This window comes from Mycobacterium kyogaense (assembly GCF_036946525.1).
GTDB classification, from domain to species: domain Bacteria; phylum Actinomycetota; class Actinomycetes; order Mycobacteriales; family Mycobacteriaceae; genus Mycobacterium; species Mycobacterium kyogaense_A.
In genome coordinates this window covers 144,958-160,748 of sequence record NZ_JAQIIY010000008.1, presented here as the reverse complement: position 1 = coordinate 160,748, position 15,791 = coordinate 144,958, and the positions used below count along the sequence as shown (strand labels likewise).

14 protein-coding genes are annotated in these 15,791 nt (G+C 65.2%); 6 read left to right on the top strand and 8 right to left on the bottom strand.

Going from position 1 to position 15,791, the window contains the following annotated elements; genetic code table 11:
- Positions 1–1,979 precede the first annotated feature (1,979 nt).
- Positions 1,980–2,273, top strand: a complete 294-nt coding sequence (locus PGN37_RS06505; RefSeq protein WP_335330208.1) for a hypothetical protein — start codon at positions 1,980–1,982, stop codon at positions 2,271–2,273.
- A 454-nt stretch (positions 2,274–2,727) separates the two neighbouring features.
- Here the strand turns inward: PGN37_RS06505 and PGN37_RS06500 are convergent, their stop codons facing one another.
- The 6 genes from PGN37_RS06500 to PGN37_RS06475 form a co-directional block, all read right to left on the bottom strand.
- Positions 2,728–3,666: an alpha/beta fold hydrolase gene (locus PGN37_RS06500; RefSeq protein ID WP_335330207.1), complete on the bottom strand. Its 939-nt coding sequence runs from the start codon at positions 3,664–3,666 to the stop codon at positions 2,728–2,730.
- Positions 3,667–3,708: 42 nt separating this feature from the next.
- Complete coding sequence (locus PGN37_RS06495; protein WP_335330206.1) at positions 3,709–4,425, bottom strand: DUF3060 domain-containing protein; 717 nt, start codon at positions 4,423–4,425, stop codon at positions 3,709–3,711.
- Between the two features lie 47 nt (positions 4,426–4,472).
- On the bottom strand, positions 4,473–4,883 hold the full coding sequence (locus PGN37_RS06490) for a TIGR03618 family F420-dependent PPOX class oxidoreductase (RefSeq protein WP_335330205.1): 411 nt from the start codon (positions 4,881–4,883) through the stop codon (positions 4,473–4,475).
- 93 nt (positions 4,884–4,976) lie between these two features.
- The gene (locus PGN37_RS06485; RefSeq protein WP_335330204.1) at positions 4,977–6,620 is read right to left on the bottom strand and encodes an FAD-dependent oxidoreductase; all 1,644 of its coding nucleotides are present in this window, start codon (positions 6,618–6,620) and stop codon (positions 4,977–4,979) included.
- Positions 6,621–6,624: 4 nt separating this feature from the next.
- Positions 6,625–8,040: a cytochrome P450 gene (locus tag PGN37_RS06480; protein ID WP_335330203.1), complete on the bottom strand. Its 1,416-nt coding sequence runs from the start codon at positions 8,038–8,040 to the stop codon at positions 6,625–6,627.
- Positions 8,041–8,218: 178 nt separating this feature from the next.
- The gene (locus PGN37_RS06475) at positions 8,219–9,490 is read right to left on the bottom strand and encodes a PucR family transcriptional regulator (protein ID WP_335330202.1); all 1,272 of its coding nucleotides are present in this window, start codon (positions 9,488–9,490) and stop codon (positions 8,219–8,221) included.
- Between the two features lie 262 nt (positions 9,491–9,752).
- Between PGN37_RS06475 and PGN37_RS06470 the strand changes: the two genes are divergently transcribed.
- Genes PGN37_RS06470 through PGN37_RS06450 form a run of 5 tightly spaced genes read left to right on the top strand, consistent with a single transcriptional unit; the run spans position 9,753 to position 14,452 of the window.
- On the top strand, positions 9,753–9,908 hold the full coding sequence (locus tag PGN37_RS06470) for a hypothetical protein (protein WP_335330201.1): 156 nt from the start codon (positions 9,753–9,755) through the stop codon (positions 9,906–9,908).
- Between the two features lie 5 nt (positions 9,909–9,913).
- A complete protein-coding gene (locus PGN37_RS06465) occupies positions 9,914–11,461 on the top strand; it encodes an acyl-CoA synthetase (protein ID WP_442932862.1) in 1,548 nt (515 codons plus the stop codon).
- The gene (locus PGN37_RS06460) at positions 11,454–12,245 is read left to right on the top strand and encodes a coniferyl-alcohol dehydrogenase (RefSeq protein ID WP_335330200.1); all 792 of its coding nucleotides are present in this window, start codon (positions 11,454–11,456) and stop codon (positions 12,243–12,245) included. Before PGN37_RS06465 ends, PGN37_RS06460 begins: the two co-directional genes overlap by 8 nt.
- Before the next feature lie 51 nt (positions 12,246–12,296).
- Positions 12,297–13,727, top strand: coding sequence for a wax ester/triacylglycerol synthase family O-acyltransferase (locus PGN37_RS06455; protein WP_335330199.1), 1,431 nt, complete (start codon positions 12,297–12,299; stop codon positions 13,725–13,727).
- A 17-nt stretch (positions 13,728–13,744) separates the two neighbouring features.
- Complete coding sequence (locus PGN37_RS06450) at positions 13,745–14,452, top strand: NADPH-dependent F420 reductase (RefSeq protein WP_335330198.1); 708 nt, start codon at positions 13,745–13,747, stop codon at positions 14,450–14,452.
- A 25-nt stretch (positions 14,453–14,477) separates the two neighbouring features.
- On the opposite strand, the gene PGN37_RS06445 is transcribed toward PGN37_RS06450, so the two are convergent.
- Both PGN37_RS06445 and PGN37_RS06440 read right to left on the bottom strand, forming a co-directional pair.
- Positions 14,478–15,395 (bottom strand): M56 family metallopeptidase, encoded by a 918-nt coding sequence (locus tag PGN37_RS06445; protein WP_335330197.1) that lies wholly within the window; start codon positions 15,393–15,395, stop codon positions 14,478–14,480.
- Entirely contained in the window at positions 15,392–15,769 is a 378-nt protein-coding gene (locus tag PGN37_RS06440) for a BlaI/MecI/CopY family transcriptional regulator (RefSeq protein WP_335330196.1), read from the bottom strand. Before PGN37_RS06440 ends, PGN37_RS06445 begins: the two co-directional genes overlap by 4 nt.
- Between the last annotated feature and the right edge of the window lie 22 nt (positions 15,770–15,791).

Genomic DNA, 15,791 nt, shown 5'->3' with positions numbered 1-15,791 from the left:
GGTACCGGTCGCGGTGAAGATCACCGTGTCGGTCTCCTCGACCGCGGTCTCGTCGACGTCCGTGCGCGAATCGCCGGATGTCTTTGTGGTCGAGACACTCGGTGCGGGTGCCGGAGTATTGGGCTGACCGGCCGAGTCCTCCGCGACCTCTTCGGCTGCAGCCTGGTCGGTGTCTGTGTCGGTGCTATTCGAGGCGCTGGTGCTGGTGCCGGTGCCGGTCGACGTGGTGGGCTCGACCCGTGGGCTGTGATGGCCGGAACGCGGCTGCTCGACCACCGGTTCGTCATCGACGACGACGTCCACGGGGGGCTCGACGGCGGGTCCGTCATCCACCGGGGTCTCGTCGACCGGTGTTTCGTCGGTCTCCTCGCCCGCCTCCGTCGTTTCATCCCCGTCGGAAGGCTCGTCGACACCGGCGTCCTCGTCCGGGTCGGTCGAGTCGTCGGAACCGGTCGCGTCGTCGTCGGAGGCATCCGAATCGCTGGAGCTGTCAGAACTTTCCGAGGAGTCCGAGTCGGACGACTCCTGTGACCGACCGGACGACGACGCATCGCCCGAGGAGGTCCGCGACCGCCCGGCCGCGGACGCGTCGGACGACGAATCGCTGCCCGAATCCGAGGCCGAGGAATCAGCGTCGGCGCGGGCCACGCCGGCTCCGGCGCCGCTGGCGACGGCGAACCCGACTCCGAGTGCTACGGCCAACGCGCCGATCCGGCCGACGTTCTTGGCGTAACCGCCCAGCTTCGAGTGCTCATCTGTCGCGTTCTCGACAGCGGACACAGACTCAATGTTCACGGCGATCCCCTATTCGCTCTAGCCCGGAGATGAGTAGTGGTGGTGGCGCTGCTCAAGGCGCGTTTGAGCCACGCACCGGGCAACGGCGCAGCGCAACAACGTGACGAGAGGTTTGCGCTTCCGCGTTTGCCCGCTCCTTGTAAACGGGCCTCCCCGAGGAAGCTGAGCAAAGGTAACACCGTCTAGATCAACTGCAGAGCCGATTGCAAAACAAATTTTCGCCAAGGTTAAAAAAGTCACGTTCAGGCTCCTGACAGCCCTCCGAACTGGACACTTTCAGCCAACGTCCAGGTTGGATGCCTGCATCCGCAAGAAAGAAGTGACACATTCATGGAAATGCCACTAGAGAGTGGCAAGGTGTGGTGGCTCTGTGGCTAATCGGTTTGACGTAGCGTGCCATGGTGGCGCGGGGCGTGGCTGGTAACACCTTCGCGGCTGCTCGGGCTGATCCGGTAGCACCATTCGCGACCGCGAGTAACTGGCGAGCAGAAGTGCCGGTGCCAGATTTGCTGAGCGGTTCGCGGCGGCACCTGGCCGGTGCCTGGGGGCGTCAGTCGGGCCCGAACCCGGGCTCGCGTCGCGCGGTCCGCCCGTAGGCGATCTTGCGGGGTGGGTCGCGATAACCGCTCGCTTCCTCGACCAGCGTGGCGAGTGCTCGCCGGTCGGGGCGCGGACTGCCGGGGGAGAGGGGCCCGGGGTAGGGCCAATCGATCGGTGGTGAGCTGATTTATCAACGGGTCGCTGCGGTAAACGGCAGTCGAGAGTACCTCGCGATAGCGCCGACCGAATTCATGAGCTGTCGCAACATGATTCGCACGTTCTCGCAGGCGACGCAATCCGCTGGTGGGCCAGTTCCACACGGTCACGCCGATGCGAAGCGCGAGAAGTCCGCGCCACGGGGACGGCGAGCGAAAGCGTTGCGACGCAGTCGAAAACGACCGGATCGGCAATGGTCGGAAAGCGTCGGGCGATCCGAACGCGATCGACTGTCTCTGCGCGACTGCACAACTGATTGAGTGGCGACCAAAGTCGCGTGACAGTCACACGACGTCGATCCTTGCCCAGTGTCGTACGGCGATCGAATCGGCGGCGACGACGGCATGGCTACTGTCGGACCGTGATCGTCAGATGCGCCGCGGTTTGAGCGTCCGTGGCGGTAGTAGCGCGGTATCTCATCGACACCAGTGCCGCGGCACGGGTTGATCGTAACCACCGCTCAGCTGGATGCCGAGGCGCTCTACAGCGCATACGAGTACCTGTCGGCCAACGATGAACACTGGCAGGCGGCGTTGGATGCGCAGCGATCGCTGGCCGGCACTGGTCGTCATTGCGCCGTCGGCACGGCCGACCTACTGATCGCCACCCTTGGCAACGCCCATGATGTGACTTTGCTGCACTACGACGTTGATTTCGAGATCGTCGCCGAGGTATTGCCCTTCGAGCATCGGTGGGCGTTGGAACGGGGCACCATCAGTTAGGTCAGGACAGGGTGTGTGGTGGTGGAGCTCAAACCCGTTGGTGCGCAGGGCAGTATGCAGTACTCCACCTGACATAATGTGGCTTATCGGTAGAAACAATCTGCATGTCAGCCCAGGGTCGTCACTGATGTCCACGACACTCGGGCGTCCGGTACGTCACTGATGTCCACGACACTCAGGCGTCCGGTACGCAACCAAGTGAGAGCAATCCGGGAACCTGATAGCTCTCCGCTTCTCGCCGCGCGTTCCTAACGGACAGACAGGGATACCAATCCTCGATTACCGCTGCATGCCGGGCGTCGTACGAACTCCGCGCCCATCCGCGGTCGACGACCTGTGGCCGGTCTCGACCTGACGCTTTTGCGACCCCATGCCTCCACCGAGACAGGCCATTTCGTCACTGTGACGCAATGGTGGTTTGCGGCGGGACGTCGCAGGCTGCGTTTTCATGGGTCTATTCGGGCGCGCCGATGAATTCCATCCCGGCGTTGATCGCCGGGCGGTGGCGCAAGATCCGGTAATGCGCCAGCCGGCCCAGCCCGCGAGTGGTCATCAGCTGAGCACCAGGCCACGTTTTCGACAGCCGCGCCGTAGCGGCGTATGGACTGTCCGGGTCGTCGGGGTCGTGAATCAGCAGCAGCGGCGGATAGTCGGCGCGGCGACCGAGGTGCGACATGTTGGTCTCCACCAACCGCATACCGATCCGCTTCTCCAGGCGACGGTGCAAACCAGCACGGATTCGCCGACCGAAATCGTGGCGCGCGGCGAAAAGATCCAAGTACAAGGGAAAGTCGCCCATCGGTGCCAATAACACCAATCGCCCGACGGGTGCACCGTCGGCCGCGGCGAGTGCAGTCGCATTTGCCCCCAAGGAATGCGCCACCACCGCGTGCGCCGCACCATGCGTCCGGATCATCGCCGCAATCGCGTCGGCGCATTCAGTCGCGGTCGTGCGCCCAGGTGCCAGCTCCCCCGGCTCGGATGCGTTGTGGCTGGGCAGATCGAAGGCGATCGCCCGAAAACCTCTCTCCACTAACGGCTTGACGAACACCGCGAGGTGCGCGCGCTGACCGCCCCAGCCATGCACCAGGTACACCGGCGGCCCGTCACCCCACTGCTCGCCCACCACCCGATGCCTGTTACCCCAGTAGGCTTCCACGGGCTCACCCGGACCCACGCCGGGAGGCATTCGCAGTGCTGATTCCAGCACCGGCGGTGTGCACCACAGCTCTACCGCCCAGCGCGACCCCATCCAGGGCGCCAGCCGTTCCAACCACCGGAACGCCTGGCGCACCTTGGGCTCGACCGGCGGCAACACACCCGAGCCGGCGATATCGAGCGGCGCGATGGCGCCCGCCTGGTCCGACGCGGTCCCAGAAGCCTCTTCGGTCACCCGAAGATCATGGCACTAGGCGTCACACCGACCCGCGTCCCGTCAGCCCTTCTGCACGACATTCCGAAACCCGCTGTTCGTCACCCGCGGGGTGCCGAAGCGATAGGTGATGACGTTGTCGAGCCCGTTGACGTCGATCATGTCGACGGAATCGACGGTGACGTGATGGATGACACCGTCCACCGACAGCTCAGTGCAGTGCCCGGTCACCGTGACCGTCTCGTCTCGACCGTTGACGGTCAGGCTCCCGTCGTTGCACGCGATCGACTGGCTTTTACCGTTGCCGTGGACGGTCAGACTGCCACCGTGCGGCATCTGCACCGGGCCTCCCGCACTCGTCACGGCATGCACCAGCAGGACAGTCCCGGCGATCACCGCCGCCAGGCCCGCGCCGCCGACGACAAGCTCCCGCGCCGGATTGCGCGTCTGCTTGGCCGCATGGCGTCGCGCCACCAGAACGATGGCGAGAGTGCCGCCGAGGAGGAGCGCGACCAGCAGCGTCTGCAGGCCGGTGATCGCCCAGAAGCCTGCGTCACGGGACCCGCCATCTGTCACGCACTGAAACCCGATGCTGGTTCCCGACTGGCCCGGCTTGTAGCTGTAATTGGCGGTGTTGACCATGAGTTCGCCTGGCCCGCCACACACGAATCGACTGGTCCACAGTGCCGTCGTCGGTAGCACCGCGGTGAGTGCGGCCGCACCGCCGACGCAGGCACCTACTCCCGCGCCGATACCGCCCACCAGATTGGCTCGTGTCATCAGGGGACCGTAGCCAATGGGCGCGGCGGCTCGTCAGCGAATGGCGCTCAGATGATGCGCGCCTTGGTGATACGAATTCTGGTCAGCAGTCCCGGTGGAGCATCCTTCGGCGGAAAATGTTCGCTCGAGCCGAGCATGACCTCCGCCAGATCGGTCAGGAGTTCGGGCGCACCACCTTCGACGACCCGAGCCTCCCCAGCCACGGTCAAATACGGGGTCGGAACTCCCGGGTGCGGTTGCCTGGACAAGATCGTCACTGCCACACGCGAATCCCGGCGGATGTTGCGGGTCTTCTGGTACTCGGCCAGATGAGCGGTGACCAGTTCGTCCCCGTCAGGCGTTGACTGCAGCACCATCCAGACGACCGACACCTGTGGGCTTCCGTCGGCGTTGAGGGTGACCAGCGTGGCGTCGGCCCCGTCGCCGATGATGGCGCGCGCGTCGGCGTCGAGTCTCATGATGGTTCCCTTCATGTCGGTGCGGACGTCACCCCCACCATCATGACGCGACATCTCGGGAGAAGTCGATATGTGCGGCTACCGCCGCGTCCGTCATGTGCGGGCGTGTCGTCGTTGCTCGTCGACATCGGTGACTTTGGCGCGCACACGCCCCTGCTCCTGGCCTGCGGTTCGCTCATGCCGGTCGATGCGTTGCCACCCCTGCAGGTCGACCCAGTCGGGTCGTCGCCTGTCGATCAGGGCGTCGATGGCGCGGCGATCAGAATCGGGTTCGGGCAATCTTCCGGCGCGCGCATCGTCGAGCAGTCTGGCCACCGTATCGGCCGCGCACTTCTTGTTGGTCCCGATGACACCTGAGGCGCCACGTTTGACCCAGCCAGTGGTGTACACACCGGGCAGTGTGGTCCCGTCGGCGTCGACCACGCGTCCGTCCTCGTTGGTGATCACACCCCGCGCCGCATCGAAAGACACGCCGTCCAAGGCATTCCCGTGATGGCCGACCGCGCGCAGAACGAGGCCGGCCTCGACGACTTCGTGATCGTCGGTGGGATACGCGACCGCCCGACCATCCGGCCCTGGCCGGAGTTCGTTGCGGACGACTCGGACGCCGCTGACCCGATCAGAACCCAGGATCTCCACCGGAGACCTCAAGTAGCGCAGCCGGATTTGTCGAGAATTCCCGCCAGCCTGCCGTTCGGCCAACTCGCGAGCAAGATGCAGCTTCAGTGGGGCATCGTGATCATCACCGAGATCGACAGGGTCGACCACGAGGTCGACGCCCTCGACCTCGCTGAGGCCCAACAGTTCCGGACTCGTGTAGGCGGCCTCGGCCGGACCGCGCCGGCCCAGCACCACGACCTCGCGAATCGCGCTGGACCGCAGCGCCTCCAGGGCGTGGTCGGCGATATCGGTCGCAGCGAGCGCGTCGACATCAGCCAGCAGAATCCGCGCGACGTCGAGCGCGACGTTACCGTTGCCGATCACCACCGCGCGGTCGGTCGAGAAATCGTAGGTGCGGTCGGCGTGGTCGGGGTGGCCGTTGTACCAGGCGACGAACTCCGTGGCGCCGTGGCTGCCGGGCAGATCCTCACCCGGGATCCCCAGGCTGCGGTCGTTCGTGGCGCCGGTGGCGTAGATGACGGCGTGGTAGTGAGACCTGAGCTCGTCGTGGCTGAGGTCCGCGCCCACCTCGACACCGAGGCGGTAGCGAAACCCGGTCCGAGTCTCCGTCCAGCGGAACGGATTCGACGCACCCTTAGTCGCGACGTGATCCGGCGCGACACCGGCGCGAATCAACCCGTAGGGAGTCGGAAGTCTGTCGTAGACGTCGACCTCGACATCGATCCCCAGCTCGGCGAGCAGATGCTCGGCGGCGAACAAGCCGGCGGGGCCCGCACCGACGACAGCGACCCGCACCGCACCCGTGACCGGTGGCCCACCGACCGAGACCTTGGACACCGTGGGCCGGGCCGCAGGCTCAGGGTGCTGGGCGGCATAGAAGGCATTGATCTTCTCGTACCGCTTCTTGGCCGGCGCGAGGAAGTCAGCGGGCTCGATGGCCTCCACAGGGCACATCGGCACGCAGGCACCGCAGTCGATGCAGGCCTTCGGATCGATGAAGAGCATCTCGGCAGTGGCGAATCCCGGTTCGTCGGGGCGCGGGTGGATGCAATCGACCGGACACGCCTCCACGCAACCGGCGTCGTTGCAGCAGTTCTGGGTGATCACGTGCGGCATCGGCTCAGTCCTCCAGCCGTTCGAGACGCACCGGCAGTCCGTCGGCCGGGTGCAACCCCGTGCCGTAGTCCATGGGGAGCTCGTAGCCCGGCTCCAGGCTCCAGCGGAAGTTGAGCAGCAGTTGGTGCAGGATGGCCTTGACCTCCATACCGCCGAAGTACAGGCCGATGCACTTGTGGACGCCGCCGCCGAACGGGGTCCACAGGAATCGGTGCGACTTGTCTTCGGCGCGTTGCGGGGAGAAGCGATCCGGATCGAAGACCCGGGCGTCCTTCCAGCCTCGCTCGAGATATTGATTGCCGTAGAACGGCAACGCAATTCGCGTTTTCGCCGGTATGAAGCGCCCCAGGATCGACGTGTCCTTCACCGTCTGACGGAAGACCAGACCGACGGGAGGGTTGAGCCGAAGCGTCTCCTTGAAGATCTGATCGAGCAGCGTCAGCTCAGCCAGGTCGTCGAAGTCGGCGACCGACTTTCCGAGGGCGCGTGATTCGGCCCGTGCGCGGTCTTGCCACTCCGGGTGTTGTGCAAGGTAGTACGCCATCATCGCCGCGGTGATGGTGCTGGTGTCGTGCGCGGCCATCAGGAGGAAGATCATGTGGTTGACGATGTCCTCGTCACTGAACGAGTCGGCATTCTCGGAGCGCATCCGACACAGAACGCTGAATAGATCGTTGTCGTCGCTCCCCCGTTTGGCCGGCATCTGTTCGCGGAAGTACCGCTCGAGCAGGCGCCGCCCTTGGATGCCGCGATGCCACGCGCCTCCCGGAATGTCGGCGCGAACGTAGGCCTGCCCCGCGACGACCGTATCGATGAAGGCCTTGTTCAACCGGTCGGCGTCCTCCCCCAGTTCCGCGCCGACGAACACCTCGGTAGCAACATCGAGCAGGAGTTGCTTGGTTTCGTCGTAGAGCGGGAAGCTGCTTCCCGACTCCCATCCCGCGATCGCCTTCTCGATCCGTGGATTGATGGTGTCCAGATAGCCACGCAGCCTGGCTGGCGTGAACGCCTGCTGCATGATCTCTTTGTGGTGCAGGTGCTCCTCGAAATCCAGCAGCATGAGGCCACGGTGAAAGAACGGGCCGATGAAGTAGTCCCATCCAGGCCCGTTGGCGAAGGCTTTGTCGCGGTTGTTGAGCACCTCGGCAATGGCTTCGGGTCCCATCACCCAGACGACCCGTGTTGCCAGGAAGCCGCCCCAGCTCACCGGGCCGAACGCTGCGTATCGGTTGCGTGTCATGGTGATCGGGTCGGACAGGAACTGCAGAACGTGGCCGAGCACCGGTAGGCCTTGGCTCCCGAGAACAGGTTCGAGACCCGACTCAGCAGGCGGTTCGGCCAGCGGCCGCACCGGTGAGGGCACGTGATCCGCCAGCTTCGCCGCTCCCCTGCGAGCCTGCCGGACCAATGTGGTACTCATCGCCTGCGCTCCTTCGACAGATCTGTGACAACGTATTCCGTGACGAATACGGAAGAACAGTAGGAGCGCTGCGCCTGCGCGGCTTCGTCCGCCGACGACACACAATCGCGATGCCCGCACACCGGCTTTGGCTTCTGCCGACAAAACCCGAAGTGACCGAGGGAACGAAGCAGTGGCCTCAGCTCAGCACCGCTGAACCGAACCAGTAGCACAGCAGCAGGGCAACTTCTACGTCGAGGCGATCGTGGTCGATAGGCCGTCCTCGGCGTTCCACCGCTCTCTGGACACGGTATTTCACGGAGTTGACGTGGAGATGCATGTGCTCGGCTGTCGACTTGAAGCTCGAGCCGTGGCGCAGGTATTCCCGGAGAGTTTCGCGCATCCGCTCATCGCTGTCGGTCGTGTTGGCCAGCGGCCCGAGGACGTCACGCACCCAACACCGCGAATAGCCGAGGTCGTCGCCGAACTGCGCGGCGATCAACAGACCCGGATCGTCGGCCGAGGTGACCCGAGGGACCGGTGCGGCGGACCCGATGACCGCCGACCGGGCGACCAACGCCTGCTGGTGGGAGCGGCGAAATCCCTCGACACCCTCGAGAACCGAGCCCGCGGCGATGAACGGCGCAGCGCGGCGGCCCGATACGAAGTCTCGGATGTGTTCGCCCACAGACTTTTCCAGTGTGGTGGACAGCGGAATCCAGGACCACGCCGTCACGTGATCCGCGGCGACGAACAGCGGCCGTTCGCCACCTCCCAGATGCTGCGCGAGCTCACCGACGCAGCGCTCCATGGCAGCCAACTCCTCCTCACCAGCGGAGTCACGCGACCAGACCATGAGGGCCAGGTGATGTCGACGGAGCGGATAACGAATGGTCGTGCTGACCTCGTCGATGTCGATGTCGTCGCCGTTCAGCAGCTCTCGCACGCGCAGCGCACGCAACCGGTTGCGGTTGGCCAACCACCGATCGCGTTCCTGTTGATGAGCCGACAAGACCAGGTCCGAGAGTCGATCGATGAAGCGGAACGACGAGAGGGTCAGCCGCTCGAATACCTCGAGACCCAACTGAGTGTCGAGGTTCGCGGCGCGGATCTCCCGTAGCAGGAACTCCATCATCGCCCGATGTCCCAGGCGGTAACCGCGAATGAGCGAGTCGGCTCCTCCGCCGCGCTGAGCGATACGACGTGCGTGTTCGAGTGCGGCGGTGGGTGGCTCGACTCGTTCCGCAGGTATTCCGTATCGCACCATCGGCAGGAACGCGTCGAGGTTTCCTCGCACCGCGTCGTAGATCAGGCCCAGGAGTTCGGGATCGGCACTGACCTCAGGCAACTCGCTGTGGAGCAGAGTCTGAATGGCCGACGCGATCTCCGGGAGGCCGTCTTCCAGTCCGGAAACGATGGCACTTGCGGACCGCTCGACCAGGGCCCCGCGCTGACCGTCGCCGTCGCCCACGGCGTGATAGTAGTCATGCCCGCCGTGAACGAACAGCCGATTGCGGAAAGCGTGTCACACGGGTGCCGGGACAGCGCCTTTGGTTGTCAGCAACAAAAGTCTCAGTTCCGCCGCGTCAACGTCGTCGGCGGGCGACATAGCTGTCACGCATTCGTCTCCTTAGCGTCGAATCCGTCGAGACGACGCCGGGACACACCGTTCACCGATGTGCCGGCTTCTCGAGACGGTGAACCCATTCGACCCAGCGAAGGGAAAACACATCGTGATCTCCATCCTCGTCGCCATCACCATCGTGCTGTCACCGATCCTGATTCCGGCCGCGGTGTCTGTCTGCCACGCGCTGGGCACACTGCGTCGCCGGGCGGCCACTCGACGCCAGGAAACGTCGACTGCCATCGCCGACCGCGCCGTCAGGTGAGTGCCATGGTGGATCCCAGCATTCACGCTCGCGAGGCTCCTCACCGTCCGGCCGTGGTGATGGCGGGGACAGGCCGGGTTCTGACCTACCGGGAACTCGACGAACGGTCCGCCGGCCTCGCCGCGGCGCTCCACAAGGTGGGTGTGCGCGACGGCGACGTAATCGCGCTCGTGACCGATAATCGCGCCGAAGCATTCGAGGTGTATTGGGCCGCAGTACGATCCGGTCTGTACGTCACGTTCGTCAATCGCCATCTGGCCCCCGACGAAGCCGCCTACATCGTGTCCGACAGCGCCGCCAAGGTCGTGTTCGCCTCCGCGAACGTGGCTGGGCTGGCGGCCGCTCTCGCAGCCCGTGTCGACGGCGTCGAGCACTGGTATTGCATCGGGGGCGACATCGACGGGTACCGCTCCTACGACGATCTGGTGGCAGGCCAAGGCGAGCGGCTCACCTCCCAGCGCCGGGGCGTCGAGATGCTCTACTCGTCGGGCACCACCGGCCGTCCCAAGGGCATCAAACCGCTTCGCGCACCTGCGACGACCGACGACGCCGCCGACCCTTTCGTCACACTTCTGGAACACGGTTTCGCTGTCGGCCCCGACGACGTCTATCTCTCCCCGGCGCCGATCTACCACGCCGCCCCCCTCAAATGGTGCGCAGCTGTCCACGCGTTGGGGGGCACCGTGGTCCTGATGGAGCGTTTCGACGCCGACGACGCGTTGGCTGCAATCGAGCGGTTTCGTGTGACGGTGGCCCAGTTGGTACCGACTATGTTCGTCCGGATGCTTCAGCTATCGGCTGCGGCACGGACCGCGTATGACGTCTCATCCCTGCGTCTGGCTGTACACGCCGGTGCCCCCTGCCCGCCGGAGGTCAAGGATCGGATGATCCGTTGGTGGGGGCCGATACTCGTGGAGTACTACAGCGCCACCGAGCAACACGGCACCACACTGATAACCACCGAGGAGTGGCAGCGCAAGCGGGGCTCGGTCGGTCGGGCCGTCATCGGCACACTTCACATCTGCGACGACGACGGCGACGAACTGCCGCCCGGTGACGTCGGGACGGTCTACTTCGAGAGGGACGCCGCCCCCTTCGAGTATCACGGCGATCCGGACAAGACGGCATCGAGTCGACATCCTCGCCACCGATCATGGTGCACTGTGGGCGATCTCGGCTACACCGACGACGACGGGTACCTCTACCTCACCGATCGCAAGGCCTTCATGATCATCTCGGGCGGAGTCAACATCTACCCGCAGGAGATCGAGAACACCCTGGCCCTGCATCCAGCAGTGCACGACGTCGCCGTCATAGGGGTACCGAACGCCGAGATGGGTGAGGAAGTCAAAGCCGTGGTGCAACTGCGCGATCACGTCATGCCGTCGCCTGAGGTCGCCGACGACATCATCAGGCATGTGCGCGATTCGATCGCACACTACAAGGTTCCCCGCACCGTCGATTTCGTCGACCAGCTCCCGCGATCGGCCACCGGCAAGCTCGTCAAACGGACGCTTGTCGAGCACTACGCGAAAGGCGAAGGCCATGCCTGACTTGTCCTCCAAACGCTACGTCGTCACCGGCGTCGCATCCGGAATCGGCGACGCTCTGGCCCGCCGCCTTGCGGCCGCCGGAGCCGAGGTCACCAGCCTGGACCGCAATGCCCCATCGGCCCCCGTCGCCGAACACATCGAGGTCGACCTGGTAGATCCCCACAGCATTCACGCCGCCGTCGCGAGATGCGCGGGTCGGTTCGACGCCGTGGTCAACGTCGCCGGCGTGCCTCGCACTCTGCCCGCCGACGTCGTCTTCGCTGTCAACGCGTTGGCGGTTCGGGAAATCTCGGAGGCGTTCTTCGATCGGCTGACCCCCGGGGGGTCGATCACCGTCGTGTCGTCCATCGCAGGCAACAACTGGCCGGCCCGCCTCGACGCGATAGGAGAAGCACTCGCCACCGCGAGTTTCGAGGAGGGATTGGCGTGGTTCGCCGAGCACCCGCAGGAGGGCAACGCCTACAACTTCTCCAAGGAAGTGAGTACCGTCTACGCGTTGGCAATGGGTTTCCTGTTTGCCCACAACGGAATACGAATCAACGCTGTTCTCCCGGGCCCTGTCGAGACACCGATCTTGGCAGATTTCGAGGAGTCAATGGGCAAGGAGACCCTGGACGGCCTCAAGAGGTTACTGGGGCGCCACGCCACCGCCGATGATGTCGCGAAGGCCATCATGTTCGTGGCCTCCGATGATGCTTCCTGGGTCAACGGTCACGCACTGGTGGTCGATGGCGGAGTGACAGGGTCTGTTCTCACCGGGGTCATTCCCATGCCGCAGATCTGAGTCGTCGCTCCCCGCCCGAACGTGAGTTCCCTATCGACGAAAGGTGTTGTGATGCGCAGGCTGTCGGCACTCGACGCGCAGTTCCTGGCCGCGGAAAGCGGCAACTTCGGCGCTCAGTACTGCGGACTGGCCATCTACGAGACCGGACCGGACCGCCCGATCACCGCGGCCACGATGAGTGCCCGGCTGCGCGAGCGCATCGACCGCTGCCCGCCACTGAGGTGGAAAGTGGTCACGGTCCCTCTCAATCTCGACCACCCGGTGTTCGTCGACGGTGACGTCGATGTCGACGAACACGTCCACGAGATCACGCTGCCCGAACCGGCCGACGACTCGGTGTTGGCCGACACGGTGGCCGAGATCATGGCCAACCGGCTGGACCGCAGCAGGCCGCTCTGGGCGATGTACGTCGTGCACGGATTGGCGGGGCGGACCGCGGTCGTCACGAAGCTGCACCACGCGATCAGCGACGGCATTTCCGCGGCCCACATCTACGCGGCGATCCTGGACGGGGCCGTTCCGTCGGCCGACGAGGGCAGCCGCCACACCGACGAACCGAACCAGTTCCTCCTCGCAGCGCGAGGGATCATCGTGGGTCCACTGCGCCGCGTGAAGGCGTTGCGCCACGCTCGCGGCAGCCTGGCCAATCTGGATCAGGTGCCTGTCTTGCGTTCCCTTCCCGGTGTGCAGACCGTCTCTCAGATGGCGCGCCTCGACCTCAACGCCGCGCGCCTCGACGCGCCGAGAACACGGTTCAATTCGGGGTTGTCGGCGGGCCGATCAGTCGCATGGACAACGGTGCCGCTGCAGGATGTCAAGGACATCAAGAACGCTGCCGGAGTGACGGTCAACGATGTCGTCATCGCGTTGTGCGCGGGTGCACTTCGCCGCCGGCTCGCAGCCACCGGCGAGCTCACCTCCACTCCCCTGGTCGCCTACAACCCCGTTTCGGTCAGGTCACCCGAGTCGACGGATCGGTTCGGCAACGCGATCTCGTCGATCGTGGCACCCATCCCCACACATCTGGCTGATGCGCGCGAACGCTTGGCGTTCGCACACGAGACGTTGAAGCGCGCCAAGGTCCGAACACAGCAGGCCTCGCCCACGCTGCTCGAGGATGTGAACGTACCGATCCCCGCTCCGGTGTTCGGTGTCGCCGCGCGCGGGCTCCTGCGGTTGATCTCGTCGCCGCTCGTCCGCCCGCCGGTCAACCTCATCATCTCCAATGTCCCCGGTCCACCGATGCAACAGACATGCCTGGGCGCTCCGCTGCTGGCTCATTATCCGTTGAGCGTCGTCTTCGACGGGTTCACCCTCAACATCACTGTCGTGAGCTACGACGACGGGCTCGACATCGGCATCGTCGGCGATTCGGCCTCCCTTCCCGACGGATGGGAGCTCATCGACGAATTCCACGACGAGCTCGCCGATCTCCTCGCGCTCGTCACTGAGTGTTCAGACGACGCACTCTCCGCGGAATAGCGCCCGCGAATCCGACGTTGCGCGACAAAGTCGACACAACGTCATCGAGGAGGCCCACTGTGCGCATCGGAATCATCGGAGCAGGCCTGATCGGCGGAACGCTCACTCGTCGGCTCCGTGAGCTCGGCCATGACGTGTATGTCGCGAACTCGCGATCGCCGGAGACCCTCGCCGAACTGGCGACCGAGACGGGTGCCAAAGCTGTCTGGGCGCGTGACGCCGCGACCGACGCCGATCTGGTCGTCATCAGCATTCCGCAGAAGAACGTTCCGGACCTCGCGCCGGGCATTGTCGATGCGCGCAAGCCGGGGGCCCCGGTGATCGAGACCAACAACTATTACCCGCAGCAGCGCGATGGTGAGATCGCCGGCATCGAGGACGGTCAGGTCGAAAGCGCCTGGGTCGCCGAAACAATCGGCGCGCCGGTGTTCAAAGTCTTCAATGGCATCTGGTGGAAGCATCTGCTCGAGAATGGAAAGCCCAGCGGTGCGGCCAATCGCATCGCGCTCCCGATCGCAGGCGACGACGGAGCCGGCCGCGACCTCGTACATGACGTGGTCGATCAGCTCGGCTTCGAACCTGTCCACGCCGGTCCCATTTCTGAATCGTGGCGCCAACAGCCCGGAACTCCGGTGTACGGCAAGGACTTCGATGCGGAGAAGACGGTCAAGGCCCTGACCGAAGCATCCCCCGAGCGCACACCGGAATGGAGCGCCCGCGCCTAGATCGCGATCGAATGGCGCGGACTCGTCAGGGGTGACACGCCAGCGAAATGAGCACCGGCGCGACGACGAGTCCGATCATCATCGCGCTCGAGATCAGACGCTCGGCCAGCAACGCCCCGGCCGCGGCCGGAGTGGCCAGGCGTCGAGCCCGGTCCAGAACCGCGGTGTCGGCTGCTCCGAGCGCACCGCCCGGTGCGCGTGGCGCACCTGCAAGGCTGATGAGACCACCCAGGACGGATTCACTTCCGTATCGCCGGACTGCCGCGTCGTCGGCACGCATCTCCAACAGCGACCCGACCGTCTCGGTGGCGGCCCGGAACAACGGCAGGCGTGGAAGCGAGCCCGCCAGCGCGCGAAGCACCATCATCATCTGGGGATGGCGGCCTGCCAGATGTGCGCGTTCATGCGCCAACACGGCATCGAGCTCCCGCTCCCCCAGTGTCGACACCGCAGCACTGGTGACGACGATCGCGTCCGGACGCCCCGCGACGCAGTACGCGGCCGGCCGGTCGTTGTGTACGACGACGACACCGGGCATGCCCGACGGAGTGCCCAGGATGTGGGCGGCATCAGCATGCCTACGACTCCCCGCCACCAATTTGTTGATGGCCAGAACGAGACGGCGCGCGATCACCACCGTGGTGGCGAGGACGGCTGCACTTCCTGCGAGAAAGACGAGGTGGCCGGCCCAGCCCAGATCGTTGACCGCAAGAACAGCGTCGAGGCAGTAGCGCAACGGAGCTGCCGCGTGCCGACCCAGACCCTCGGTGGTCACACCGGCCACGCCGACCACCCACGATGCCAGCGCAATCGCGATGGCCGTCAGCCACATGGCAATGAGCAGCCGTGGGTCACCTGCCGCGCGGGAGACCTTACGCAGCAGCGGCGGGGCCAACCACACCACGGCTGCCCCGTAGAGGAGAACGCACAGCGCGGCGTTCATGATGTGCGGGAACGGCGCGCGACCTTGCGCAATGCCGCGCGCAGCCGGGCGGCCTCGCCGTCGTCCATCTGCCGGAGGAAGAAGTTCAGCACGAGATCGGCGTCGCCGCCTGACTGGAACGCCTCACGCATCAGGTTGGCCGACCGCTCTTCGCGTGTCATCGTGGGCCAGTAGCTGTACGCCTTCCCCACTCGCCGACGATCCAGCCAGCCCTTGCGATGCAGGTTGTCCATCGTGGACATCACCGTGGTGTAGGCGATGTCCCTCTGCGTCGTCATCTCGTCGAAGATGTCGCGAACGGTGACCTCACCGTCGTAGGCCCAGATGCAGTCCATGACCGCGGCTTCCAGGTCGCCGAATCCTCGCTGCTGCACCGGATGTTTCCTCGCGTTCTGG